Source organism: candidate division KSB1 bacterium (genome assembly GCA_034506335.1).
Taxonomy (GTDB): Bacteria; Zhuqueibacterota; Zhuqueibacteria; order JANLFK01; family Oleimicrobiaceae; genus Oleimicrobium.
The window spans coordinates 44444-69161 of the sequence record JAPDPR010000013.1 but is presented as its reverse complement, the minus strand read 5'-3'; the positions used below and the strand labels follow the sequence as shown (position 1 = coordinate 69161).

The window sequence follows — 24718 nt, the reverse complement described above, 5'->3', positions numbered from 1 at the left end:
CGACTCAAGACCTGCGTAATCGCCGCCGTCAACGTCGTCTTCCCATGATCCACATGCCCTATCGTCCCTATGTTCACGTGCGGCTTCTTCCGCTCAAACTTCGCCTTCGCCATCGCTCATCTCCTCCACGAAGTAGTTACCAGTCGGCACGACCAGCCCGGAAGAGCCGAGCCCACGACCGGGATTGAACCGGTGACCTCATCCTTACCAAGGATGCGCTCTACCGACTGAGCTACGTGGGCATGACAGCCATCACGTTCCGCGGTCTGGCCGCTGCCTGTTGCCAGGGGAGTTCCTACTCCCCGCGTTTGCCAGGAACCCCACCTCCTGGCGTTCAGGCATGAATTACTTCTGCCCCTATCCGCCTCCTTCTGTGCCGGAGGCACGCCGTTCCCCGTGTGGGGCTCAGCGGAGCGGGAGACGGGACTCGAACCCGCGACCAACAGCTTGGAAGGCTGTGACTCTAGCCAACTGAGTTACTCCCGCAAAGCCAGGGGATCGAAGAGTTACAAGAGAAGCCCACCTGCCGATGAGACTTCAGGAAAGGAAACTCTTCAAATCCCGGCTTCAGTGGGGAGGGGAGGATTCGAACCTCCGAAGGCAGAGCCGACAGATTTACAGTCTGTTCCCTTTGACCGCTCGGGAACCTCCCCACGCACTAACGTTATCTATCTTTCGGAGAACACACATGAGGCATGCGTACGTCTGACTGAGCCACCAGCAGGAATCGAACCCGCGACGTCCTCATTACAAGTGAGGTGCTCTACCAACTGAGCTATGGTGGCACAACCCAAACGGACTATCAGGAGCCTGGCAGGTGTGCTTCTCCTAAAAGACAGCTTTGTAATTTATAAAAAAATTGCAGCCTGTCAAGCACTTTTTTTCGCTTTCCACCATTTTTTCTGTTCTTCGTGGTTGGTGCGCTTGGCCGGTTCATGCTATGTCAGGCGCCAGCTCGTCCCTTCCCTTCCATCCTCCAAGATCACCCCCATCTCCGCCAAACGGGCGCGCAAATAGTCAGCCCGCTGCCAGTCCCCCTCCCGCCTCAATTGCGTCCGCACCTCGACCAGCAGCTCGATGAGCTGTTCCACCTTGTCGGAGGCTGCCCTCGGCGAGAAGGGCGTGATGCCCAGGATATCCCCACCGAGCTCTTGGAAAAAGCCCAGTGCTATCTGCAGACTACCACGAGTGACACTCCCTTTGCTCTCGAGGAACCTGTTTACGTCGTGCACCGCCTGGAAGAGCACCCCAATTGCTGCCGGCGTATTGCAGTCGTCGTCCATCGCCTCCAGGAAGGACCGCTTGCGGACATCGAGCGTCCCCGCGAGTTCGGGGTCAGCGGTCCCTTCTTCCGCAGTGGCCACACGATGCGTCAAAGCGCGAAGCAAAACATGAAATCGTGCCAAGCCCACACCAGCCGCGCGTACCGCCTCGTCACTATAATCGAGGGGAGAGCGGTAGTGGCTCCCCAACACGAAGAAGCGCAATTCTTCACCGGAGTGCCGGGTAAGAGCATCCTTGATGGTCGTAAAGTTGCCCAGCGACTTGCTCATCTTCACACCGTTCACTAGCACCATGTTGTTGTGGAGCCAGTAGCGCACGAACGGCTTGCCGGTGGCAGCTTCGCTCTGCGCAATCTCGCATTCGTGGTGGGGGAAACTGTTCTCCAGACCGCCGCCGTGGATATCGATGGTCTCGCCCAAGTACTTCATCGCCATCGCGGAACATTCCAGGTGCCACCCAGGAAAGCCCCAGCCCCACGGGCTTGGCCAGCGCATGATGTGCTCAGGCTCGGCTCTCTTCCACAGGGCGAAATCGGCTGGGTGCCGTTTCTCCTGGCTCACCTCCACGCGCGCCCCTGCCATCTGTTCGTCTATGGACCGCCCTGATAACTTGCCATAGCCTGCGTATTTGCTTACCTCAAAGTACACAGAACCGTTCACTTCGTACGCATAGCCCTTAGCCAATAGAGTTTTCACCAGCTCGATCTGCTCTGGAATGTGCCCGGAAGCGCGGGGCGAAATGTCCGGTCGCACCACATTCAGGGCGTCCATGTCCTCGAAGTAGCTCCTTGTGTACCGCTCCACAAGTTCCATTGGCTCCAGCCGTTCCCTGGCCGCCCCTTTCAGGATGCGGTCTTCGCCTGTGTCCAGCAAGTGCCCTACGTCCGTAATGTTTTGCACGTACCGAACGCGGTAGCCAAGGTAGCGCAAGTAGCGCACGATCACATCGAAGGAGATGTAGCTCTTTGCGTGCCCGATGTGCGCGTGATCGTAGACCGTGGGGCCGCACACGTAGATTCCCACGCGCCCCTCGTGCAAGGGGATAAACTCTTCCTTTTTCCTGGTTAGGGTATTGTAAAACTTGAGCGCCATATCATTTCCCTCTCACCGCCTGTACGAGCTCGCGGGCCCGCCGCACTGAGACTTGTCCTTCCTCTTTCAAGCACGTACCAACGATGAACCCGTCGCACATGGACCTAAACTGTTGCACGTTTGTTGGGTTAACACCACTTCCCACCAGGAGCAAGCACTGCGGAAGCGCTTGGCGCACCTCCGCTACGGTCTCCACCGCGGGAGGATCGCCAGTTGCCTTGCCGGTGATGATTATGGCGTCGGCATGCGCTCGCTCGACGAGCTCCCTGCTCTGGCGCACCACATCGGAGCTGCCGAGCGGGGCTGCGTGCTTGACCAGGACATCTGCTAACACATAGACCTCGCTTCCCAATGCCTTGCGCGCGCGCAGCAGTTCATGAGCCTTGCCTTGGATAAGTCCCTGGTCGGTGACCGAAGCGCCCGCCAAGATGTTCACCCGAATGAACCTGGCCCCAACCACCGTGGCGATGGAGAGTGCGGCCATCGCATCATTGCGGAGCACATTTACTCCCACCGGCAAGCCCACAGCCTGGCGCACCCTGTCGCACACCAGGGTCATGGAGGCAACCGTCACGTCGGGCACCTTTTCCGGGAAAAAGGGTGTATCACCAAAGTTCTCTATGAGCAGTCCATCAAACCCAGCCTCGGCCAGGGCACGAGCATCGCGTACCGCCGCCTCAATCACAGCCTGCATGTCGCCGTTATACCCTGGGCTCCCAGGAAGGGGGCGCACGTGCACCATCCCGATCAGTGGCTTGGCCAGGCCGAACGTGGCTTCAAGCCAGCTACTCTGCATGCGCATCCCCTCTGAAGCGGTTCAGAGCCATCCATACGATGCGCTCGCACAATTCTGGGAAATCTATCCCGGCGGCGCGCGCGGCCTTGGGTACAAGGCTGGTGCCGGTCATGCCGGGCAACGTATTCATCTCAAGACAGTAGATCTTGCCGTCCTTGCCCAAACGCATGTCCACGCGCCCATAGTCTTCCGTGTGGAGGACCTGGAAAGCCAGCACCGCCGTCTCCTGCGCTTCCCGACGCGTCGCCTCACTCACCTGAGCCGGCACTTCATAGCGGCTCTTACCATGGGAATACTTGCACTCATAGTCGTAGAAACCGTGCTCAGGGATGATCTCCACCACTGGCAACGCTTCTCCGCCGAGGACCGCCACAGTCAATTCCCGGCCGTCAATAAAGCGTTCCACAATTACGTGACGTGAATACGCCGCCGCTCGCTCGAGGGCGCCTTGCAATTCCTCTGGCTCACCTACCTTGGTTACCCCCACCGTAGACCCCTGGTCACTCGGTTTCACTATCACCGGGAAGCCCAACGAGTCGACGATTGCCCCTGCAACTGCAGTGGGCTCCGCCGAGGGCACGTCCACAGGCAGCCACTCGGGTGTGCGAATTCCCGCGCGCTCGAACAAGCGCTTGGATACAATCTTATTCATCGCCAAGGCACTGCCCAGTACTCCTGAGCCCGTGTATGGCAGCCCGGCCAGGGTCAGCAGGCCCTGGATGGTTCCATCCTCACCCGCGCCGCCATGCAAGCCATTAAACACTACGTCAAGTCGTTGCTCTGCCAGGAACTCCACACAGCGGATGTAATGGCGGCCGAAATCCGACGGTAACTCGGCCAATGAGGGGGGCTCAGGACCGATCGCGACGTCCACAAGTCCATTGGCGGTCCGCAGAGGACCATCGCCTTGCGCCGGGTCTACCAGCATTACCTCGTGCCCTCGTTCGCGCAGGGCAGCGGCAATTTGTCTGCCGGAAGCCAGGGACACATCCCGTTCCGGCGAGTGTCCCCCTAGGAGCACGGCGATTCTAAGCTTGCTCACGCAGTGACCTTTCGATAAGTTTGACAACGGCATCTTTCCCTAAGAGCGCCACGATCTTCGGCAACGGCGGCCCATCGGCCTCCCCGGTCAGTGCGATGCGAACAGGAGCCCACAGGTCACGCCCCATGATTCCGATTTCCCGCCGGACCGCGTCCATGAGCCCAGTGAAAACCTCTTCATCAAGCCGGGCAAGGGACCGCAGCTGTCGGACAACGGACCAAAGGACCTTCTGTGATGATTCCCGCCGTAGGTACATCACCGCGGCTCTATCTATCACCGGTGCTGGGTCCTTGCCGAAAAGGCTCAGTTTTTGCGCAAGTTCCCCTACCGTTGCCACCTGCTCCCGGAACAACTGCAGCAACTGCGGAAGTCGGGGATCATGTTCTTGAAGACCAGATCTCGCCAGTAGAGGCCGGAGGGCAGCACGTAGCTCGTCGTCGCGCAACAGGCCGAGGCGGCGTCGACTTGTTGCACGCAACACTTCGAGGTCGAGCACCTGTGGCTCTAGCCCCAGGCCCTTGGGGGCGAAAAGTGGCAGCAGCTCCTGCGCGCTGTCGACCATCAGCCCGGCGCTGTCCATTCCCGTAAGGTGGGCGATGAAACCCAGCACCGTGCCCGGAAGGTAGCCCTCCTGGCGCAGCGCCTCGATGGTGAGCTGAGACGCCTGCGCGGGTCCTCCTTGTGGCCCGGGCCGGATGGAGGGCAGATGCGCAACATGTGGCAAGTCCCAGTCTAAGGCGCGACAAATGAGGAGCTGCCGCAGAGTGAAAAGCAGCGCCCCTTCGTCCCGGACCACGTGCGTGATCAACATCAGCGCGTCATCTACAGCGGCACGGAGCTCCGGACTGGGGTCCCCTTTGGCGGTGACGAGCACTGGGTCGCCGGCGTTTTCGGCCCGCACCGCGACCCTCCCTCGAAGGAGGTCCTCAACAACGATCTCGCCCGCATGTCCGCGCAGCCGCAGAACCGAAGATCTGCCCTTCCTTCTTAGCTCCTCCACACGCGGAGGCGCCAGCCGATCACACCCCGACACACAGCGCTCACCCGAACTTGGCCCGCAGAAGCAATAAAACGCTGTCTGTTCCCGAAGGAGCTTACCCGCAAAGTGCGCGTAAAGCTCATGACGGGCAGCCTGGTTGTACGGGCCGAACGGCCCCCCGCGTTCTGGACCCTCGTCGGCATTCAGGCCCAGCCACGTGAGGTCACTTTGCAGGCGCGCAGCTCCGTCGTGGGCCGCGCCCGCGAAATCATCCAGCCGCAGGACCAGGCAACCGCCAGCTTTTCTTGCCAAAAGCCAACTGACCAGTGCAAGGCGCGCTTCTGTCAGCGTCAGCGCCCCAGGGCTGGCCGGTGCGAACACTACCCTGGGTAGCACGAGCTCAGCCACGGCTTTCGACGCCCTCCCCTGAATGGGCAATAAGGGCGACCGCCGAGGCAGCAATCCCCTCGCCCCTACCGGTGAGACCCAGTCCCTCCGAAGTAGTCGCCTTCACCGAAACTGCGGTCTGGGAAATCCCAAGAGCGACAGCGATATTGTGGCGCATGGCCTCAATGTAGGGGGCCAACATGGGGCGCTCGGCAACCACCGTGGCATCCACGTTCACCACCACTGCGCCTGCATCGGCTAGGATTTTGGCGACACGTTCCAACAGCAAGAGACTGGACACTCCCTTCCACTGTGGGTCAGTATTGGGGAAGTGCCTCCCAATATCGCCCGCGGCTGCAGCCCCGAGCAGAGCATCAGCGATGGCGTGGCAAAGCACATCCGCGTCCGAATGACCCAATAACCCTTGCGGGAAAGGGATTTCTACACCCCCAAGAATGAGCGGCCGTCCGCTCACCAGTCGATGGACGTCATACCCTTGGCCTACCCTCATGCTCCCTCCTCACGGGCAAGGAGCTGCTCAACGACAAAAAAATCGTGGGGGGTGGTCACCTTCATGGTGCGAGGATCGCCCGCCACCACCCACACAGGATACCCAATCCTCTCCACCAGAGCTGCGTCATCGGTGGCCTGTATGCCTTGGACGCGAGCGGCCCGATACGCTTCCAGCAAAAGCGTGCGGTGGAAGGCCTGTGGCGTCTGCACAGCCACCAACCTATCGCGCGCTAGAGTACACACCACCTGATCGGCCTGGACCTCTTTGATTGTGTCGTGCAGGCGGAGAACCGGAATGGCCGCACCGTGGAGCTCTGCCGCCTCCAGCACAGCCTCCACAACCCTGGCATTCACCAAGGGACGTGCCCCGTCATGCACTGCCACCAACTCTACCTCCGGCGGTAACGCTTGCAGGCCCGCCCACACCGAGTCCTGTCGCTCCTGCCCCCCTGCCACGATCGCCTTCACCTTGCGCAGGGCATAGCGCTGCACAACCTCCTCCCGGACAAAACCCTCCTGGCCGCCAGGGACGACTAGCTCTACTGCTTCCACCCGCGGCATGCGTTCGAACACCATGAGGGCATGCACAACCATGGGGCGCCCACGAAGGAGGGCAAACTGCTTAGGGGTGCCGGTACCAAAACGCTCGCTGCGTCCCGCCGCCACCACTATCACTGCGGCGCGCACTGAAACACTCTCATCCCTAGTCGCGTAACCGCCGGGTCACAGGATCAGCATAGCATCGCCATAGCTGTAGAAGCGAAACTTCTCCCGGATCGCCCTGCGATAGGCCTTGAAAATCAAATCACGCCCGGCGAATGCGCATACCATCATGAGCAGCGTCGATCCCGGCAAGTGGAAGTTGGTAATCAGCCGATCAACGATCTTGAACTCGTATGGTGGATAGATGAACTTGTCCGTCCACCCTTTGCCCGGCTTTACGAATCCTTCAGAGGTGACTACCGTTTCTAACACCCGCACTGCGCTCGTACCCACCGCGATCACTTTGTGCCCCGAGCGTATGGTCTCGTTGATGGCCTCCACCGACGCCTCAGAAATCTCGTAGTACTCGGAATCCATCTTGTGGCGGCTCAAGTCCTCTACCGCTACAGGGCGGAAGCTGCCCAACCCCAGGTGGAGCAGGACCGGAACGATTTTCACCCCCTTCTTTTCGATCTTCTTGAGCAGTTCTTTAGTAAAGTGAAGCCCGGCGGTGGGAGCTGCCACGGCGCCCCGTGTCTTGGCATAGACCGTTTGGTAACGTTCCTTGTCCAAAGGCTCGGGCTCGCGCTTGATGTAAGGCGGCAGAGGTGACTTTCCGATTCGCTCCACAATAGCGTAAAAGTCCCCCTCGTAATGGAAGCGGACCACTCGCCCACCGGAAACGGTATTGTCGATGACGTCGCCGACGAGCTCCTTGCCCACGGTCAACCGGTTGCCGATGCGTACCTTCCGCGCCGGCTTGACGAGGACCTCCCACAGGCTAGGCTCCAACTCGCGCAACAGAAAAATCTCCACTTGTGCATCGGTGCGGTCCTTGGTACCCATCAGGCGCGCCGGAAACACCTTGGTTTCGTTGATGACTAAGCAGTCGCCCTCCGTCATATAGTCCACCACATCGCTGAAAAGCGCCTCATCGATATCACCGGTCTCGCGATTGACTATCATCAGGCGAGCCTGGTCGCGGCGCTTTGCAGGATACTGCGCAATGAGCTTCTCGGGTAGATTGTACTGGAAGTCTGCAAGCTTCATAGCCATGCTCCCTCAGAAGTCACCAGTCGCTATGCCTTCGCTCTGGATCCTCAAAACAGGCTTTCCTGCTTTCTGCGGGGTTGTTTGAAGCCAAAGTGCACAAACGCGCGCTCCGTGGCTGTCCTCCCTCGTGAGGTACGGTCGATGAATCCCTCTTGCACCAGATAGGGCTCATATACTTCCTCGATAGTCTCGCCGTCTTCCCCCACGGCCACGGCCAGTGTGTTCAAGCCCACTGGCCCGCCCTTGAACTTCTCGATCACCGTACAGATGATGCGCTTGTCCATCTCGTCCAGTCCCAGTTCATCCACGTCCAGTCTGCGCAGGGCGTCAATCGTCACGGCAAGGGTAATTCGTGGCAGTCCTTCGACTTGGGCAAAGTCGCGCACGCGGCGCAACAGGCGATTGGCAACCCGGGGCGTGCCTCGTGAACGTCGCGCAATCTCCATACCCGCCTCTTCGTCCAGGCCAATGCCCAAGATGCGCGCAGAACGCTGAATGATTAGGAAGAGTTCCTCTGGCTTGTAGTAGTCGAGGCGGTTGGTCACTCCAAAGCGCGAGCGCAGAGGAGAGGTGAGGAGCCCGGCGCGGGTAGTGGCGCCGATCAAGGTGAAGGGCGGCAACTTGATCCGCACCGAGCGAGCGTTCGGCCCTTTGTCGATGATGATGTCCACCTGAAACTCTTCCAGCGCCGGATAGAGATACTCCTCCACCACGCGATTGAGGCGATGTACTTCGTCGATGAACAGTACGTCGCGCTCTTCAAGTCTGGTGAGCAGGCCGACCAGGTCCAGCGGTCTCTCCAGGGCCGGGCCGGAGGTGGAACGCAGATTGACGCCAAGCTCGTGGGCAATAATAGTCGCCAGGGTGGTCTTGCCCAGACCCGGGGGGCCATAGAAAAGACAGTGGTCAAGGGGCTCCCCGCGCTGTTTGGCAGCCTGGATAAAGACCCGCAGGTTGTCCACCAGTTTTTTCTGCCCCACAAACTCCTCGAACGAAGTGGGGCGAAGGGCAGTGTCAAATTCGACCTCGCCCTCCAGTCGTCCGGGATTAGTGGCCCTATCAACGTTCTGTCTATCTGGTGTCATGCGGGTGTCTCACACGTTCCGGAGTGCGCGCTTGACCAGTTCCTCCACGGTCAAGGACTCGTGGGGTTCCACTTGGGTCAGCACGGCCTCGAGGGTCCTTTGCGCCGCATCACGTGGATGTCCTAATGAGACCAAGGCCAGGAGGGCGTCTTCGATGACTTGGGATGGGACCTTTCCCGCAGCCACTGGAGCCGCGCCGGGTATCGTTTCCTCGGCCGCCAATCGCTCTCGCAGGTCCATGACCAGCCGCTGCGCGATCTTTTTGCCCACGCCGCGAATGGCCGACAGGGCCCCCACGTCGCTCCTGATGATGCGCCCACGCAGCTCCTTCACCGACGCGCCAGAGAGGATATTGTGAGCCAACCTGGGGCCAATTCCTGGCACGGAGAGCAGATGCAGAAACATCTGCCGCTCTTCAGGCGTGGCAAAACCGAAGAGTTCCATGCCGTCTTGGCGCACGTGGAGGTGGGTCAGCAACAGGACCTCCGTGCCGGTATCGCCTAAGGCTTCGAAGCTGGAGAGGGGAATCGCTACATCGAACCCCACGCCTGCCACCTCGATGACCACACGCGTGGGGGTCTTGTGCATCAGTCTGCCCTTGAGGTAGGTGATCATTGCCGCGTTAGCACCGTTGGCAAGGGCTTTAGGAGCGCAGCCATCCCATCTTGGCGTACCATTTGGAAGTCAAACGCTCAGCCGGAAGTTCGCATTGGGTTCCTCGCGGTACGCTGGAGGTGGCACAGAGCAACCGCCAGCGCGTCCGCAGCATCGTACGCCTGAGGCACGTGCCCGAGGCCCAACAGCTTGCTCACCATGTAACGCACCTGCTCCTTGGAGGCTGCGCCATTGCCCACCACTGCACGCTTGATCTCGGTGACCGCGTACTCAAACACTGGGATACCGCGCTGTTCTGCCAGGAGGAGGACCACTCCGCGCGCGTGACCGACGCTCAACGCCATGCGTGGGTTCTTGGCGAGAAACAGCTCCTCCACCGCCATCCCGTCCACCGGAGAGGCGTCCAGCACGGCGGTTAGCTCATCGTAGATGGTGCGCAGGCGTCTGGAAAGAGGCTCGCGCGCCTCACTCACGATACTCCCATAGCTGACCGCCCCCCAACGGTCACCTTGTGCGACTACTACGCCATAGCCCGTGCGGGCCACCCCCGGGTCAACACCTAAGACGTACACCTGTTCCGCCCTGCATCGCCGCGGATCCACACGCGCCGCGCGCTACCTCTGCTGCTCAAGCTCCTCCAGGACCTTATCGTCAATGTCAAAGTTGGAGTAAAGATTTTGGACGTCCTCTTGTTCCTCGAGGGCATCCATCAGCTTAAGCAACGTCTCAGCGTTCTTCCCTTCCACTTTGACAGTGCTCTTCGGGTACATGGTCAGCTCGGCTCGTTCAATCTCGATCTGGTGCTCGAGCAGTGCGCGCTTAACGTTCTCAAAGTCTGCCGGAGCAGCGATGATCTCGTAGGTCTCGCCCTGGTTGCGCAGGTCCTCCGCGCCGGCCTCCAGAGCAATGCCCAGCAGGTCGTCCTCGGACTTGCCCGAGGGCTTGATGGTGATCACGCCTTTCTTCTCGAACATCCAGGCGACGCAGCCGTTCTCGCCCAAGTTGCCATTGTAACGGCTGAACAGATGCCGAATCTCTGCGACCGTGCGGTTCTTGTTGTCCGTCAGTGTTTCCACCAGGATGGCGGCTCCCCCAGGGCCATACCCTTCGTAGGTGGCCTCCTCATAGACCACACCAGGGAGTTCCCCCGTGCCCTTCTTGATGGCCTTCTCGATGTTGGCTGCCGGCATGTTGGCTGCCTTGGCAGCTGCCACCGCCGCGCGCAGACGAGGGTTGGCGTCTTCGTCGCCGCCGCCCAGTCGTGCAGCGGTAATGATCTCGCGGATTAGCCGCGTGAAAAGACGGCCCCGCTCGGCATCGAGCTTAGCCTTCTTGTGCTTAATGCTATGCCACTTGGAATGGCCCGACATGTATTACCTCCAACGGACTTGCTCCATCGCCGGCACCAAACATCTCCCTGTTCATTGGTCCGGCCGTTAAATGTAATAAAATCGGCCTCGATTTGCAAATGAAAAATCCGCGCATTTAACGCGGGGCGAGGGGTAACTACTGGGGAAATATGTGCGCAGGGGAACGACCCCACGCAAAGCCTAAGGGCGCTCCCGGGGAGGAGATGCAGAGACCAAGGTCCTCACTACCCACGCTTGGCCAAAACCTTTTTCCATGGCTTTCTGCTGGAGTTCTTCTGCCTCGAACCTGGAGATGCAGTCCCCCACCCGGACTTTGTAGTAAGGCGCGTCAAAGACCATGTACACTGGCTCCTCAAACTTCAGCAGCGCCTCCTTGCGTACTTCGCGGGCGACCTCTTCGAAAGGCGTAGACACTATCTGCACCCGATAGCCAAGGACCGACGAGGGCTGAGCTACTGTGTCCACCCCCACGCTCGGAACCTGCCCCCCAATGCGGCTACTCCGGTCCGGCATCGGGATCACTGGCTCACTCTCGCCCAGGCTGCCTGGGTCCCAATCCTCTACAATTCCTGCGTTCTTCCCAGGAGCCCCTTGCTCGGTCACCTGTCGTCGCGCCGCACACCCCACCACCAGCACCGCGAGGAAGAGTGCACCTCCAAGGTCTAGACAGCGACAACTAAACCTCATTGAGACCACTCCGTCTTTCTTACTAACCTTTCACAAGTACTACCATCGTGGCATGGCAAGCCACTCGCCTTATGCCTGCCAATCCCGTCGCGGCAACCCATGCGCCACATACCGCAAAAGGCCCCTCATTGCATCTTAAGCATCTTCATTGACGCGGCGAATTGGCCCGCCTGGAACCGACAGATGTACAACCCTGATCCCGCGGAGCGGCCGAATGCATCACGTCCGTCCCAGGTCACGGTATACCACCCAGGCTCCATCAGGCCATCCACCAAGGTCGCGATCTCTTGACCGAGCATGTTGTAAAGCACAAGGCGCACCTGCACCGGACCATCCTGAGGGCCCTTCCCCACCCGATAGGAGATCTCCGTCCCAGGGTTGAACGGGTTCGGGTAATTACCCACGAGCGCCGAAGAGGCAGGTGGCGCAACCACAACCTCTACCACCGGCGAGAAAGTGAACGTGCCGTCGTTATCGACCTGTTTCAGTCGGTAGTAATAAGTGCGAGCGCTGAGCCTTCGGTCCACAAAGCAATAGGTATGCGGTCTGGAAGTTGTGCCCGATCCGGGGACGAAACCCACCACTTTCCACTCCAGACTCCGCCCGTCCTGTCGTTGCACTTCAAAGCCGTAGTTGTTGCTTTCGGTTTGGGTAGTCCACTCTAACACCACCTGCCCTTCGCCCGCCCGCGCGACAAACCTCGATAGCTCCACTGGCAGTGTGGTCGCGGAGGCCACATTGGAGTACGGAGATGCATTTCCCACATTATCGAAGGCGACCAACAGGAAGTAGTAGGTCGTGTTCTGCTGCAGACCGACAACCGCCACTGTCTGGGCCAGACCTGGCTCTACGGGGTCGGGTACTCCGGCCACGGGCGTTGCCGCCTCCCACCACGCGGCTGTGTCGGCCCCCACCGGCTCGGTGTGGTAGCGAATTTCATAGCTTGTGGCCGCGCCACCCATCCACTGGTCGTCTCCAGGGGCGGTCAAGCTCAGTATGACGAACGTGTCTTGGGCATCCACGACCCCTAAGTCAGCTACGCGAGCCGGCGGAGTAAAATCGAAGTATTCGGGCACACCCCACGCCACCAAGGGGGCTGCTGCCTGTGCAGCTATTTGTTCCGCCTGCTGATAGGTGAGGTTTTCCGGAAGATAGTAGCTCCAATATGTCAAGTTGAGCGTGCCCTGCATCGTCTGGTCGTCTTCGAGGATTATCCCCGTCTCGCCGTAGGAACCATCTTCACCGGTGTTCGGAGACTCCGGGGACGAGTTGTCGCGGTAGAACAAACGATATCGGTCACTGATCGGGTTCCCTCCCAACCCCACAATCCCTACCACGGAGGCCCTCTGCAAGGCGCTCCCCGGATAGCTCGGGTCGGCGGTGATGAGGTACCAGTTCAGCCCTGGCCAAAGCAAGGTGGCATTAAAGCCCGCGGCCTCGATCGCGTTGATGCGATTACCGGCGAGGTTCCAAGGGTTGTAAAACACCATGCCAAAGGCCCGCGAATTCAGGTCATAGGAAAACCGGAGCATGCGGATGCTCACGTTGGGGATAGCCACCAGCGACCGTTCACCGGTGGACATGTAGGCAAAGTGCGGGTAATAGGTGGTGACCAGCTTAAGGCTGTCGGAAAAGGTAACCCCAAAAACCGAGCCACTGAAAAGCAGCACCTGCGACCGCATCAACCGCACTGCACCACCACGATAGTCTACCCTGCGGAGAGAAAGCCAAGGGTGGTCTTCGTGAAACGGCTCGATATTGAGTCCATACACGCTCACCTGAAGACGAAACTTCTGCCGGTCCAGAAAATCGAGCCCGTCGCCCCCTGCCGCCGCATTGATGGCCAAAAAGTCGGCAAACCCTTTGACCCCATTCTGGATGGCATAGCTCACACCTGTGACCAGGTCGGTGGCTGGGTTATAGCTCATGTATTGCAATGGCGAGGCTGCAAGCTCTGGCGAAAGGTAGAGGTAGGCATACCCTTGCCGCAGACCGCCAAGTGTGTCGGCCACCGTCACCAAGTAGCGGACATTGAAGCGGGCCGCATTATCGGCAACCCACCCGTCTTCCGGTGCCACATCGCCCAGGTCGCTCGCCATGAAGACCACCTGATCCAGAGAGTCCAATACCCCGTTGTACGTGCCATTGAAGTAGGTGTTCTGGTTGTCACGTTCGTCTATCTGGAAGGGAATGGGCTCCCATTGCCCAGTATTGGCGCGATAGGCATAGACCCGGATCTGCTCCACCTGCGACCCCACCAATAGGGGTAAAGATCGCCCGTCTACCACAACCGGGTCATAGGGCCTCTGCAGGTCGGAGGCAGACAGGGGCCCGCCCAGAAGCAGGGCGATTGCCACGGCGCATGGCATGCGGCAACGCTGGTGCTCGGCACGCATCGCTGCTCCTTTCTGTGCTCTACTTACCCCTGATGGAACCTCTTACTTGCCGAAGCTGGCGACCGCCTCTTCCACGGTCGGAAACGTATCGAAAATCGTGACCAACTTCGTAATCATCAACAGGCTTTGCACTTTTTCCGTCACCCCTGAGAGGCGAAGGTCCCCCTGAGCATTGCGCACAGTGGTCATGGCACCCATCATGGCACCCAGACCCGAGCTGTTCACCCACTTGACCTTGGACAAGTCCATCACGACGCGGTTGATCCCCTTTCCGACCAACTCCTTCACCTTTTCGTGGACCTCCAGCGTTTCCGGTCCCCCCATCAGGTTGCCCTTGAGTTGCAGGACTGCCACGTTGCCATGCATCTGTTCTTTGATTGCCATCTCACCCTCCACAAGTTGATCAGCTCCGACAGCGTATGCAATTTACGAATTTCCACCCAAGATTGCAACTCATTTCTCATCGGTGAGCGTCGCCGGTGCCGCCTCGGGTGGGGGCACGAAGCTGTCCTTGAACCGCGCCCCTTCGGCGAGCACCCGCGCCGCGCGTTCGCCCCACCCGCTTTCCAGGTAGTACTCCCCCACTTTGCGATAGACATCCGGAACATGCTCCGGTCCAAACAGGCGCGCCAGCAATGCCTGCGTGGACACCCCCAAGCCGACCAGGACCTCTTCCGGCTCCTCAAGCATCCACGCAAGCAAGACCACGTTCTCTTTGTTCGAGTCCACAAGCTCCAAGAGCAGCTCGCGCCCCTCATCGAAGAGCACTTTGATATTCACCAGGTTGGTGGACAAGGTTTCTTGGAGAACCTGAGCGCCCTGAAGGTCGTCCCGGTAGTAGCCCACGCCGCAGCGGTACTCTTCTACCACCATCATCTTGTGCCGGAGGAGCTCCACATTGATAAGCATGCGCAGCTCGGCACCTTCGGGAGTGAACTTTGCCACTGGCTCGAATCTACCCGCGGCGATATCGTCCGGGCGACGGAACACAAGCGTCAAGTCGCGATGGACGTCGTCAAGCATAGCGCGCACCGCCCGGAGCTCCTCGACAGGCGCACCCAGTTCGCGGACAAACCCCTCGAATAGAGTGGCGAACCGATCCGACGTTTGCAGGTAACGACGCACGGCCCTGGCCACGCGCCAGTTGCGAATGGTCACTACGTATGCGCTCACCTGCGGTCCGAAGAGTTGGGCAGCCACTGGTCCTCCGCGAGTCCGATTGCCACTCTACTGCTCCCTGAGCGATCCCCAGTACAGCGCATTGAAGAGCACCCGAAAGGTCCCCACGGTCCAGGCCCGAAAGTGGGGCCTGAATCCGAAGAGGACGACCCTGCCCTTGCCCATGGAACATGCCGCCACAGCAGCTCGATTGGCGATGAGGTCTTCTCCCTCCAACCACCCGCTCAGCAACAGTCCGTTCGTTGCGAAAGTGATTGGCGCCTCACACGAGGAGGGATCAAACGCCATCTTCTCGGTGACGAAAGCAGCTCCCTCCTCCTGCATGCCATAACAGAGGGGATGGTGGGGATCGCATCGCATCCGCACCAGCGAGCCCGGACAGCGGAATCTCTGGCCCTCTTTTCCCTCGAGCACATTGCGCACGGGGAGTGCACAGTGGCGCAACGGCAGTTCACACGCCGTGCCCAGCGCGATGAGCGTCCCACCGTGGGCCACGAAGTGTCGAAGTTGCTCAATCCCCTCCTGGCCAAGGCCACCAGCAAAGGCACGCGGGTAGCGATCCGCGCTGAGTCCCTCTCGAAGGGCCCGCTCGCTAAGGCTGGGAAGGAGGACCACGTCGAAACGCCTGGCAAGGTCACCCGCTCTGATATCTACGTCGTGCACCGACTGGTAAGAAAACCCCTCCTTCTCCAACACCCAGCGAAGCCAACCCTCATCTGCGGCGGCCACATAGCTCTCATACACGGCTATTCGCGGCGACGCGATGCGCCGAAGTTGGACCCGGAGCGGGCTGTCTACAGGGACAAGCTCCAGGCCTGCCTGGCGCGCTAGGCTATCCAATGTCTGCCAATGCTCCACGTTTTCTAATACAAACGTGCCTTCAGGCCAGAGCAGTCCTGCTGCAGTGAAGGGTTCAGAGGCCCAGAAAACGTGCCCGCCGGTACGCATAACCAGATTTGCTGCGGCGTGGGAATGGGTGTGCGGCGCAAGCAGATAGGCGAAAGCCTTCCTCTGCTCTCGAACGCCTCCCATGGGCTCCAGTGCGGCTGGCTTCAGGTGCAGGCCCGCCGGCAACGGCCCCGACACTTTCTCCACCCGTACTCCCATCAGCAGCGGCAGCTGGTGGGCTGTGACGTCATAGGGCTCGGCGGGAGGACCGTCGGGATGAACGCGCGGTGGCCGGTACACGGTGGGCTCCAACAACGTACGCGCGTAGCCTCCGTACGGTTGCGCGAGCGGGATGACATACGTGCCTGCTGCGTAACAACAGCCCCCGATGGTGAACGGTGCTTGTGCCTCGTAGATTTCCACCAGACCGCGGCGCAACGTCTGCAGCATCTGGAGCGCCGCAGGCGGATCTGGCTGGTCGCGAGGTACTACGAAGGCGGAAACCTCATCCCGTGCCCGTAGGGCATTCTGAGCCACTGTGTAAGCGTTGCGCACCCAAAGCACGCGGTTGCGCGCCACGTGCTCCAACACGGCCCATGCCACCGCTTTGTCATAGTCCACGATGTGGCGCAGGGTCCAGGGACCGCCAGGCCATGGGAGGGGCAAGTTCCAACTTCTGCTCAAACCTTCGCCCCGACGCCCGCTATCCGCCTGAGGCGTCACCTGGACCGAGCTGGCCAGGAGGCAACTCGCCGTCTCGACAAGAAACCTGATGCCGCCGTGGTAATTTGGATAAGCACGCGCCGGTGTCCATGCATCGAAGCCGGAGTGCGTGATGACCCCTGCATAACCCTGAACAGTGAGCTCTAACGCAACATGCGCCCCAAGTGCCGTCATGGCTGCCTGCAACACTGGGTCCACATTTGGGTCAATGGGATCCACGTAAGGTGGCACAAACAACCGTGCTCCCTGTGAGCCCATCTGATGCATGTCCACTACCACATGCGGCCGCCAGGCGTTGTACACACTGTCCACCGTCAACCCCGTCTCCACCTGAGTGAGCATGAACCAATCGCGGTTTAGGTCATGCCCAGTGTAACGGTGATAGAGAAACGGCGGCAAAGTCCCCTCATAGGGCGTACCCACATACTTGCGGTACCAGTCTGCCACCAGCTCAAGCCCATCTGGGTTGTGAGCTGGGATGAGCAGCGCGATCACCTCGTTGCGCACCAGCTCGGCGCGTGGCGATTCTTCGCTGAGAAGTTCATAGGCGAGCTCTGCCGCCATTTGGGAAGCCCCCACTTCGGTGGGGTGAATGCTGCAGTTTATGTCCACCACCCCGCGCGCCTCGGAGCAGAGGCGCTCGGCTTGCTCCTGGCTCGTGACGCGTGCGTCCGCGAGTCTGGCTTGGAGCGCACGGAAGTAGGACTCACGCGCTAGGTTGGCGACAGAGCTAATCACCGCCACAAGAAACGGTCTCCCTTCGGTAGTGCGGCCGACCTCATGGAGTCGAATGCGAGGGGAAGACTGGGAGAGAACATAGAAATAAGAGCGCAACTGGTCATAGTCCAGAAGCAGGCCCTCACTCCCCACGCGGAAGCCGAAAAACTCCTCTGGAGAAGGGACTCCTGCTCTGCCAGGAGCCACCTGAAGAAGTAGGCAGGGTAACACAACCAGCCGGCTGATCCGCGCCCGGAGACTCACTCCCACCTTCTGTCCTCGAATTTGCCGATGCACCTCTTAGCGAAAGATCTGCCTGATGCCCGGCTCGAAGCGCTCCACGTGCAGCCTGACCAGGCGCAGACAATCGTGCAAGCCAGCCGTGCCATCTACCTCGATCCAACTCACGCTGTCTCTGTGCTGTTCCAGCCAGCTGAACATGATTTCGCTGAGCTCCAGCTCCAACTCTTTCGGTTGCGGCGCCTGGGCGGCAAAGTAAATCTCGGCGAGAAGTGCCTGGACGTGCTGCTCGGGGACTGGGGGTACCACCCGCATCTGGCGGAACAAACCGCTCCTCGATGCAAGAAACAGCTCCACGGCACCCGGCGCCACGGAGGGCATCACGACAATGCAGTTTGAGCGCGTGCTGGATCGCACCGTCCGTGGATGCACCGCCACCTGCCGATTCACTGGCGGGTCATATTGCCTAATGAGCCTGTGCTCCAGCAGCAGCGCCTCCAGTTCCGAGCCAACCGGCTCGATACGAATGTCGTAGAGGTGCCGGTGCAGGAGTGCAACCTTTGTTTCCTCCGCATGCGTGGGCTGAAAGTAGCTGCGGAGGCGTTGGCGCAGGTTGCGGGCCTTCCCCACGTACAGGACTTCACCCATCTGACTAACCATGAGGTATGCCCCGGGGAGCTGCGGCACCTGCCGCAGGAAATCCGGGCCGAACCGGAGCCTTGCCCATGTAGCCGGCGGCGCCGGTGGTTCGGCCAACTGAAGAATCTCCTCCAGCGTACTGAGCCCCTTGTTTCGGCACCGCTCCAGCAGAACAAGGAGCAGCTCAGCGAGGAGGTCAACCGGTACCACACCCCTCTCATCCAGGTGGACGCTCACCCGGAGCCCCTTGGCCAACGCCTCGGGCGAAGCATACCGGACCCCGAGTTCCCCCAGGGCGAGGCCCTGGAGCGAAAGATGGTCGCACTCTATCTCGCCTACGCCCTCCCGCACGCTCAGACTGTTCAGCATGCGCAAACCTGCGGCACCCTTGAACTCGACCACGCAACCGCCCTGCACCACGTTCACCAGGTAGGCGAGCGGGTCCGTTTCCTCCAGGTCGCCGAGCAGGGGACGGTCCCAAGTCACCCTTGCGCTCATAGGCGACGGCAGGATTTCCACAACCCCTTTGTTCTGCAGTCTCATCCTTTCGACTAAGGCGAAGGCAATTCGCGATGGTTCCTTGCTTTGCTGCAACACCGTGAAGCGTACCTGATCCAGCGCGTATCCTGCTACCTTCCACCCTGTTGTGGTACGCTCGAAACGCGGATCGCCCTCCACGGCGCTGGCAATCAAGGTATCCGCCAGCTGCGCCGTGGCTCCCTGAATTCTCAACACGTCCCTGACAAGCTGTACGGAAGAAACGGCGCTTTGCCGATGCGTGAGGTAGGCGTAAAGCTTTTCCTTCACGGGGCCTTCCCCCCCTGGCGTTTCCGTGCAGAGTATAAGGCCGGATTCAGCGTGGGGTCGTTGTACATCTTGAACTGCTTATAGAGCTTGAGCCGCTTTTGCCCGGAGAGCAGTTCAACAAGAAGGCGTTCGAAACAGACCAGCAGGTCCTGGCGCTGTTCACGGAGCACTTTGTGTTTGGCGGCGCACACCTGCCGGTGCTGAACGTCGACGTCAGTGCGGCCCGCCTGCTCGGCCATGTGGTAGATCTTGAGCGATGCAATGGAAAGCCGATCGAGGATACTCCCGGGCGTTTCAGAGTTCTGCTCTGCATCGCAACGGACACGCACCCCTTCCCGCACCAGGGCAGCGAGCAGAAACTCGTCCAACTGCTCGATGGTGTCGTTGCGATGCTGGTTCCAACGGTCGATGGCTCGCTTATGCTGCACAATCACGGCATCTGGCACGTCCTCCCTACGTGCTTCGTCCTCCTCGTGCCACAGCTTGAAGTTGCATAGGTGCAAGCGTTTCAACAGCCCGAGAAAACCGACGGTCGCCTCCTCTTCCTCCGCAGGTTCGCGATGCCAAAGCTCTGTCCAGCTGTCAAGCTGTGTCGCCAGCTCCTCCACGCGTGCGAGTTCAATGAGCCGACGGGTTGCCTCGTCCCTCGCTTGTGCAGGTTTTGCAGCTCCACGTAGCATGCCAAACCGTTTTGCTGCCACCTTCTGTCTGCGCTGCGCTCCCATCTGTCCAGATACTCGCTTGAGCTTTCCCCCAGTCTCAGAGAAGCCTCACATCAACCGAGCGCTCCTTTGTCTGGCCGGACTGCCGGTCGCTCACCTTGACCGTGAGACGGTACTGTCCCTTTGGCACCTTGCTCGCATCGATGGCCACATGCTCGGCGGCAAATTCTCCGTCTCCCTCTCGTTGGGCACGAATAGACAGGGAAGGTTTCTCTCCCCCGCCGAAAAGGCCAAACCCGCTGCGCGCCCCCTTCTTGCCTTGCTTGACCGGATCGAGGCGGTATTCCAGTACGTAGGCAGTGTGGCCACTCTGGTCACGCGTGAGGCCGTAGATTTCAAAGTAGACGTAGACAGGCTGCTGCAGGGAAAAAGTATGCGTGGGGTTCGGAATTACCTCCAGGTCCTGCCGGACAAAACTGGAAGGCCGCATTGCTGCCGAGATGCGACTGGCCAACAACAGGTCACTCATGTTCAGGCTGCCTTCTGAAAACTCCTCCACCGTGCGTTGCAGCTTGAAGCCGCCCAGCATGTTCAATTCGCGCACCTGCACATGAAAACCGATGTTGTAGGTGCCAGCCGGAAGATGAAACTGCAGGAGCTCCAGGTAGGCCGCTGTGCTGCGGTGTGGGTCCACCTCGACGGTCTTTCGTTCCTGACTCACCGGTCTCAAGGCGCGGTCGAATACCGCAACGCCATGGTCTATGTGCACCAGCCGCATCTCCTGTGCGGCGCGTTGGGCCAGTTGGCGCAAGGGAACTGCAAAGCACAGCTCCAGGCGCGGCCCGCCTTGCTCCCCCCGGAAAGCGGCGAGCAGAAACGGCACCTCGAGGGGCTGAATAGCCTTGGCCCACGTGTGACGGTCAGTGGAGAGAGCAACCGCAACCGCTTTCTGACTCTGCTGCGCCATCTGCTCCACCAAGCTCAGTCGCTCCAGCTGGTCGGCCCGCAACAGGCGCGCGTACTCCCCGCCCCAGGTGAGGCGGTCCTCAAGCATGCGCGGGTTATCAATGTATGGGGCCAAACGCCACGCTGTGGGCGAGTTTTCTAGCATGAAGTGAAACGTCATGCGCGGGTTGAACGGCGTCTGGTAGTACAACCACGATTCATTGGCCTCCACATCCTGACCGAGGGTCACTGCCCTCTCATCCGGCTCCCCGTGGCGGATGTAAATCAGCCCCTTGTCATTAAACTCCTCGTTCAGCTGACTGATCTTTGAGAATTGCAGGCGGCTGAGTTTGTCTGGGTTGTTGAAGCGCGTACGAAAACCGTCGTACTCATAGTTTTTCTCGGCGAAGAGGAGTCTGCGGTAGTGTTCCGCAAGGCGACAATTGGTCTCTGCCGCCGGAGTGGGGTTGCGCTCAGTCCACACCACGCGGAAGAAGGCCTTGAGCGAATCCGGTGCCTCCAAAGAGCGATAGAGCACAAGCTCCTGGTCATTCAGTACGTACTTCACGTCCTCGAAGACCAGATCGGCTTCCACTTTGCCAGCGATCTCTTCCACAGCACGCCAGAAAAAGCGTTCACCTTGGGTGGTCTGGCCGCGCTCGTAGTAGACGCGAGCCAGCGACAAATAGATGGGCTGTCGAGGCATGTTGAGGGGTTCTAACAAAAGGCTCTGTAACAGCGAGTCGGCTACGCTGAGGTTTCCGGCACGGCGCAGTGCCTCGGCCCGACAGTAGCGCGCATGCTCCCAGGGCTGTTCCGCGAGCCAGCTAAGCGCCGTGTCCGTGCCCGTGTGCGAGATAAGGTAGCGGTAGAGACGAAAGATTTTTACCTGTGGCTCGACCAGTTCCGGACGAAGTCGCAGCTGGTCATGAGCTGCCTGGATGGCCTCCATGTACCGCCCGCGGTACCGGCACAGTACCGCGTACTGGTAAAGCACGTCCTGGAACAAAGAGTCGCGGGCCAGCACTTCTTTGAAGTGCTTCTCGGCCTTGTTCCAGTCCAGTTTTCGCAGGAGTAGGGCCTTGAATTTGCCGCTTTCCCGATAACAGATACCGCGGTAGTAGTGCGCCTCAAGGTTGTCGGGTGCGCGCTCCAGGACGGCGCCGAAATGATCGATGGCCTCACCCCAGTCCTCTTTGGCCACCGCCACCTTGCCCAGGCCGACGCGTGCCTCCAGCGACGACTTGTCAGCCTTGAGAACTTTTTCGTAAAGCTGTTGCGCAGCGCGCAATTCTCCGCGGCTGCGCAAAGAGTCAGCGCGTACCAACAGAGCTTCCGTCTGGCCGTGACCATCGCCCCGCGGAAAAAAGACTCCGCAGGCCACGGCAAGTGCGCATGCTAACCTGCACAAGTTGTTTGACATGTGATTTCCCACGCGCTCGACGGCTCGATGCGGCGTTGCGCTCCCTCACCGACAGACCACCGCAGTCAATCTAACGCTCGCCCTGGGGCGTAACGCCGCAAGCTCACCATAGATCGGCATACGCCGGCATTGCAAGACGCCCATTACCTGGCCAAGGCAGTGAGGCACAGACGCCGCGCCCTCACGCGGGCTGCCTGTATCCCTGAACGCCTCCATTCACGTCACGTGAGTGGCTGCGTTTTAGTGCACCGGGAGCTTCCTGGCAGCTGGTCTCAGATGTGTAGCTCCACCACGTCGCCATCCTGGAGCTCGTACTCTTTGGTGACGCGCTGGCCATCAAACTTGCCATCGCCCCATACACGCGCGTAGCGCAATTTCTCGCCAAAGTCGTGATGCACCAAGTTGGCGAACTGCAAGAGAGTCGCCGGCCGCCTGAGCACAAATGGACGGGAAAGGTCCGCCTCCTTGCCCGGCGGCTTGGAGTACACGCGCAGTACGTTGAGCATGCGGAAAATCCCCCGCCGCAGCTGCTCAATGCCATCCCCACGCTCGGCAGAAACTGGCAACATGGGATAGGTATCGCCGTACAGTTCTTGGAGCACCACAAAGTTTTCCGCTGCCCCAGGCACATCGGCTTTGTTCGCCACCAACAGGCATTTCTTTTCCACCACGCTGGCCCAAGGGTCGACTACCGGCTCGCCGGCAACAGGTTTGATCTTGCACTCTCGCAGCAGGCGGAAGGTTTCCTCCAGCTGTTCCAGCGGGTCATCACAGCCCAGGTCGAAGACGATGAGTGCCGCGTCTGCTGTCCTCACGATGCCGGCCACCCACGGCTCCAGGTGCTGAGCATAGAAGGGAGGCAGATCCACCAACTGCACCTGCACGTTTTCGAAAGGCATCATGGCAGGATAGGGGGAGCGCGTGGTGAAAGGGTAGGGCGCGACCTCCGGCGTGGCGTGAGTCAATGCAGCCACCAGCCGCGACTTGCCGGTATTGGGCGCCCCTACCAAGGCGACCTGCCCTGCTCCCTCTTTCGGCACCGATATGGCAAATCCCTTGCGCCTGGAGGACTTCTGCATCTCCTCCATCAACTTGGAGATGCGGCGCTTGATGTCAGCCTGGAGCTTCTCTGTCCCCTTGTGCTTGGGCACAGTCGCCAGCATCTTGCGCAGGGCTTCGAGGCGGTCCTGGGGCGTGCGCGCCTGTTTATACTCGCGCTCGGCGTCCAGGTATTCGGGGGTCAAATTGGCTGGCACGACCGCATTTACCTCCGAAAAAGCCTCTTGTCATTCCTCCCCCTCGGGCCGCGCTCACCTCTGACGGAAGTAGCTCACAAGGGCACTGTGCAGGACCCTGGCAATGCGCTCCCGGCCGGCCGCACTGGCGAGGAGCCGTTCATCCTGGTCATTGGAAAGGTAAAGGGGCTCCACCAGGATCGAATACGACGCGCCGTTGGAACGTAGCACGTAGAATGCGCGACTGCCGAAGACGAGCTCCTCCGTTCCTAAGGTGTTCATTAGGGCAAGGCCTACGTGCCTCGCCAAATCGCGGCTGGCGCTTCCGTAGTAGTAGACCTCGGTCTTGGACTTTTCCGGGTTCCGAGAGGCATTCACGTGCACCGAGATCAGTAGATCGGGCTGCAACGCCCGCACCATGTCGCGTCTGGCCGCAAGCGAGGGCCCAGTGTCATCGATTCTGGTCATGCGCACATCAAATCGACGGTCGGCCAGCAACCGGCGCGCCAGTCGGAGTGATATGTCCAGGGTCACGTCCTTTTCCAAGGTACCGCGCCTTCCCCTTCCTCCTGTATCGCTGCCCCCATGGCCGGGGTCTATCAGCACCATAAGCGGTCGCTGCGCAGGCCGGGGAGTCGTTCCGCCCCCCACCATCACCACCAGGCGGTCGCGTTGCAGTCGCACACGGGCGTCTTTACCCACCTGGGGTGTAACCACCACGCGGACCGTCCTCAGATCGTGTTGCGCCCAATGGTATTCCACCACGTACTCATCCCCGACCCGCACCGCCCCTGCCCTATCCACCAAGCAGGGCGAAAGGTCGAGGATGAGGCGCTGCCCCCACCGATGCTGTCGCACGGACACATGACCCCTGTAGGAGAACTCTACTGCGACGGTGCCGGCGCGGTAGCTGACGTGCGCGATTCTCGTTGCCTGCGGGGGCAAGACGGTAACCGCAGCGCAGGCCACAAAACCCTCGAGCACGAGCGCCCACAGCAGCCGACATGATCTGCCTGCCATCACCCGACAAGGTCGCACGCGCGCTATGCCTTCCTCGCTATATTGTCCGGGCAGTTTCTGTCTTTCCAGGCGAGCCCTTTGTAAAATATAGCAATATCTCTGGGATTCGCAAGGGAAAAATGCTAGGAGCGAGCAAGACTGATTGGGGTGCCCCAATGCAAAGGCCGCTCTCCGTCACCGAAGAGCGGCCTGGAATGAGAGTGTGAAGCAGTAGAGAGGGAGTTTCTATGCCAATATCGT

At 60.2% G+C, this 24718-nt stretch carries 22 protein-coding genes and 4 tRNA genes; all 26 read right to left on the bottom strand.

Annotated features, from left to right (window positions below):
- Positions 1 to 113: GTP-binding protein (locus tag ONB25_06320; GenBank protein MDZ7392489.1), on the bottom strand; the 113-nt coding region annotated here is incomplete at its 3' end.
- A 56-nt stretch (positions 114 to 169) separates the two neighbouring features.
- A tRNA-Thr gene (locus tag ONB25_06315) sits at positions 170 to 242 on the bottom strand.
- A 170-nt stretch (positions 243 to 412) separates the two neighbouring features.
- Positions 413 to 486: transfer RNA gene (locus ONB25_06310), tRNA-Gly, on the bottom strand.
- Between the two features lie 85 nt (positions 487 to 571).
- Positions 572 to 653: transfer RNA gene (locus tag ONB25_06305), tRNA-Tyr, on the bottom strand.
- Positions 654 to 712: 59 nt separating this feature from the next.
- Positions 713 to 785, bottom strand: a tRNA-Thr gene (locus ONB25_06300).
- A 153-nt stretch (positions 786 to 938) separates the two neighbouring features.
- Positions 939 to 2375, bottom strand: a complete 1437-nt coding sequence (gene cysS / locus ONB25_06295; protein ID MDZ7392488.1) for a cysteine--tRNA ligase — start codon at positions 2373 to 2375, stop codon at positions 939 to 941.
- 1 nt (position 2376) lies between these two features.
- Complete coding sequence (locus ONB25_06290) at positions 2377 to 3171, bottom strand: BtpA/SgcQ family protein (GenBank protein ID MDZ7392487.1); 795 nt, start codon at positions 3169 to 3171, stop codon at positions 2377 to 2379.
- Positions 3161 to 4213 (bottom strand): D-alanine--D-alanine ligase, encoded by a 1053-nt coding sequence (locus tag ONB25_06285; protein ID MDZ7392486.1) that lies wholly within the window; start codon positions 4211 to 4213, stop codon positions 3161 to 3163. The genes ONB25_06290 and ONB25_06285 overlap by 11 nt, the downstream gene beginning before the upstream one ends.
- A complete protein-coding gene (locus ONB25_06280; protein ID MDZ7392485.1) occupies positions 4200 to 5600 on the bottom strand; it encodes a glutamate--tRNA ligase family protein in 1401 nt (466 codons plus the stop codon). Before ONB25_06280 ends, ONB25_06285 begins: the two co-directional genes overlap by 14 nt.
- On the bottom strand, positions 5593 to 6090 hold the full coding sequence (ispF, locus tag ONB25_06275; protein ID MDZ7392484.1) for a 2-C-methyl-D-erythritol 2,4-cyclodiphosphate synthase: 498 nt from the start codon (positions 6088 to 6090) through the stop codon (positions 5593 to 5595). The genes ONB25_06280 and ispF overlap by 8 nt, the downstream gene beginning before the upstream one ends.
- Positions 6087 to 6779, bottom strand: a complete 693-nt coding sequence (gene ispD / locus ONB25_06270; GenBank protein ID MDZ7392483.1) for a 2-C-methyl-D-erythritol 4-phosphate cytidylyltransferase — start codon at positions 6777 to 6779, stop codon at positions 6087 to 6089. Before ispD ends, ispF begins: the two co-directional genes overlap by 4 nt.
- Before the next feature lie 36 nt (positions 6780 to 6815).
- Complete coding sequence (queA, locus tag ONB25_06265; protein MDZ7392482.1) at positions 6816 to 7844, bottom strand: tRNA preQ1(34) S-adenosylmethionine ribosyltransferase-isomerase QueA; 1029 nt, start codon at positions 7842 to 7844, stop codon at positions 6816 to 6818.
- Positions 7845 to 7894: 50 nt separating this feature from the next.
- The gene (gene ruvB / locus ONB25_06260) at positions 7895 to 8932 is read right to left on the bottom strand and encodes a Holliday junction branch migration DNA helicase RuvB (protein MDZ7392481.1); all 1038 of its coding nucleotides are present in this window, start codon (positions 8930 to 8932) and stop codon (positions 7895 to 7897) included.
- Between the two features lie 9 nt (positions 8933 to 8941).
- Positions 8942 to 9547: a Holliday junction branch migration protein RuvA gene (gene ruvA, locus ONB25_06255; GenBank protein MDZ7392480.1), complete on the bottom strand. Its 606-nt coding sequence runs from the start codon at positions 9545 to 9547 to the stop codon at positions 8942 to 8944.
- 77 nt (positions 9548 to 9624) lie between these two features.
- Positions 9625 to 10119 (bottom strand): crossover junction endodeoxyribonuclease RuvC, encoded by a 495-nt coding sequence (gene ruvC, locus ONB25_06250; protein MDZ7392479.1) that lies wholly within the window; start codon positions 10117 to 10119, stop codon positions 9625 to 9627.
- A 42-nt stretch (positions 10120 to 10161) separates the two neighbouring features.
- The gene (locus ONB25_06245; GenBank protein ID MDZ7392478.1) at positions 10162 to 10917 is read right to left on the bottom strand and encodes a YebC/PmpR family DNA-binding transcriptional regulator; all 756 of its coding nucleotides are present in this window, start codon (positions 10915 to 10917) and stop codon (positions 10162 to 10164) included.
- A gap of 180 nt (positions 10918 to 11097) precedes the next feature.
- Positions 11098 to 11604: an SPOR domain-containing protein gene (locus ONB25_06240; protein MDZ7392477.1), complete on the bottom strand. Its 507-nt coding sequence runs from the start codon at positions 11602 to 11604 to the stop codon at positions 11098 to 11100.
- Positions 11605 to 11729: 125 nt separating this feature from the next.
- Positions 11730 to 14000: a hypothetical protein gene (locus ONB25_06235; protein MDZ7392476.1), complete on the bottom strand. Its 2271-nt coding sequence runs from the start codon at positions 13998 to 14000 to the stop codon at positions 11730 to 11732.
- 42 nt (positions 14001 to 14042) lie between these two features.
- Complete coding sequence (locus ONB25_06230; GenBank protein ID MDZ7392475.1) at positions 14043 to 14384, bottom strand: STAS domain-containing protein; 342 nt, start codon at positions 14382 to 14384, stop codon at positions 14043 to 14045.
- A gap of 69 nt (positions 14385 to 14453) precedes the next feature.
- A complete protein-coding gene (locus tag ONB25_06225; protein ID MDZ7392474.1) occupies positions 14454 to 15200 on the bottom strand; it encodes a hypothetical protein in 747 nt (248 codons plus the stop codon).
- Between the two features lie 27 nt (positions 15201 to 15227).
- Complete coding sequence (locus tag ONB25_06220; GenBank protein MDZ7392473.1) at positions 15228 to 17777, bottom strand: M14 family metallopeptidase; 2550 nt, start codon at positions 17775 to 17777, stop codon at positions 15228 to 15230.
- 30 nt (positions 17778 to 17807) lie between these two features.
- The gene (locus tag ONB25_06215) at positions 17808 to 19193 is read right to left on the bottom strand and encodes a nucleotide excision repair endonuclease (protein MDZ7392472.1); all 1386 of its coding nucleotides are present in this window, start codon (positions 19191 to 19193) and stop codon (positions 17808 to 17810) included.
- Positions 19190 to 19873, bottom strand: coding sequence for a DUF4254 domain-containing protein (locus ONB25_06210; GenBank protein ID MDZ7392471.1), 684 nt, complete (start codon positions 19871 to 19873; stop codon positions 19190 to 19192). The genes ONB25_06215 and ONB25_06210 overlap by 4 nt, the downstream gene beginning before the upstream one ends.
- Positions 19874 to 19952: 79 nt before the next feature.
- Complete coding sequence (locus ONB25_06205; protein MDZ7392470.1) at positions 19953 to 22223, bottom strand: GWxTD domain-containing protein; 2271 nt, start codon at positions 22221 to 22223, stop codon at positions 19953 to 19955.
- Positions 22224 to 22495: 272 nt separating this feature from the next.
- Positions 22496 to 23479, bottom strand: a complete 984-nt coding sequence (locus ONB25_06200; GenBank protein ID MDZ7392469.1) for a TGS domain-containing protein — start codon at positions 23477 to 23479, stop codon at positions 22496 to 22498.
- Between the two features lie 54 nt (positions 23480 to 23533).
- A complete protein-coding gene (locus ONB25_06195) occupies positions 23534 to 24496 on the bottom strand; it encodes an N-acetylmuramoyl-L-alanine amidase (GenBank protein MDZ7392468.1) in 963 nt (320 codons plus the stop codon).
- Positions 24497 to 24718 lie beyond the last annotated feature (222 nt).

Coding starts and splice junctions, on each gene's coding strand:
- cysS (MDZ7392488.1), bottom strand. CDS start 2,375: ATGGCGCTCAAGTTTTACAATACCCTAACCAGGAAAAAGGAAGAGTTT.
- ONB25_06290 (MDZ7392487.1), bottom strand. CDS start 3,171: ATGCAGAGTAGCTGGCTTGAAGCCACGTTCGGCCTGGCCAAGCCACTG.
- ispF (MDZ7392484.1), bottom strand. CDS start 6,090: ATGAGGGTAGGCCAAGGGTATGACGTCCATCGACTGGTGAGCGGACGG.
- queA (MDZ7392482.1), bottom strand. CDS start 7,844: ATGAAGCTTGCAGACTTCCAGTACAATCTACCCGAGAAGCTCATTGCG.
- ruvB (MDZ7392481.1), bottom strand. CDS start 8,932: ATGACACCAGATAGACAGAACGTTGATAGGGCCACTAATCCCGGACGA.
- ruvA (MDZ7392480.1), bottom strand. CDS start 9,547: ATGATCACCTACCTCAAGGGCAGACTGATGCACAAGACCCCCACGCGT.
- ONB25_06245 (MDZ7392478.1), bottom strand. CDS start 10,917: ATGTCGGGCCATTCCAAGTGGCATAGCATTAAGCACAAGAAGGCTAAG.
- ONB25_06240 (MDZ7392477.1), bottom strand. CDS start 11,604: ATGAGGTTTAGTTGTCGCTGTCTAGACCTTGGAGGTGCACTCTTCCTC.
- ONB25_06235 (MDZ7392476.1), bottom strand. CDS start 14,000: ATGCGTGCCGAGCACCAGCGTTGCCGCATGCCATGCGCCGTGGCAATC.
- ONB25_06230 (MDZ7392475.1), bottom strand. CDS start 14,384: ATGGCAATCAAAGAACAGATGCATGGCAACGTGGCAGTCCTGCAACTC.
- ONB25_06210 (MDZ7392471.1), bottom strand. CDS start 19,873: ATGCTACGTGGAGCTGCAAAACCTGCACAAGCGAGGGACGAGGCAACC.
- ONB25_06205 (MDZ7392470.1), bottom strand. CDS start 22,223: ATGTCAAACAACTTGTGCAGGTTAGCATGCGCACTTGCCGTGGCCTGC.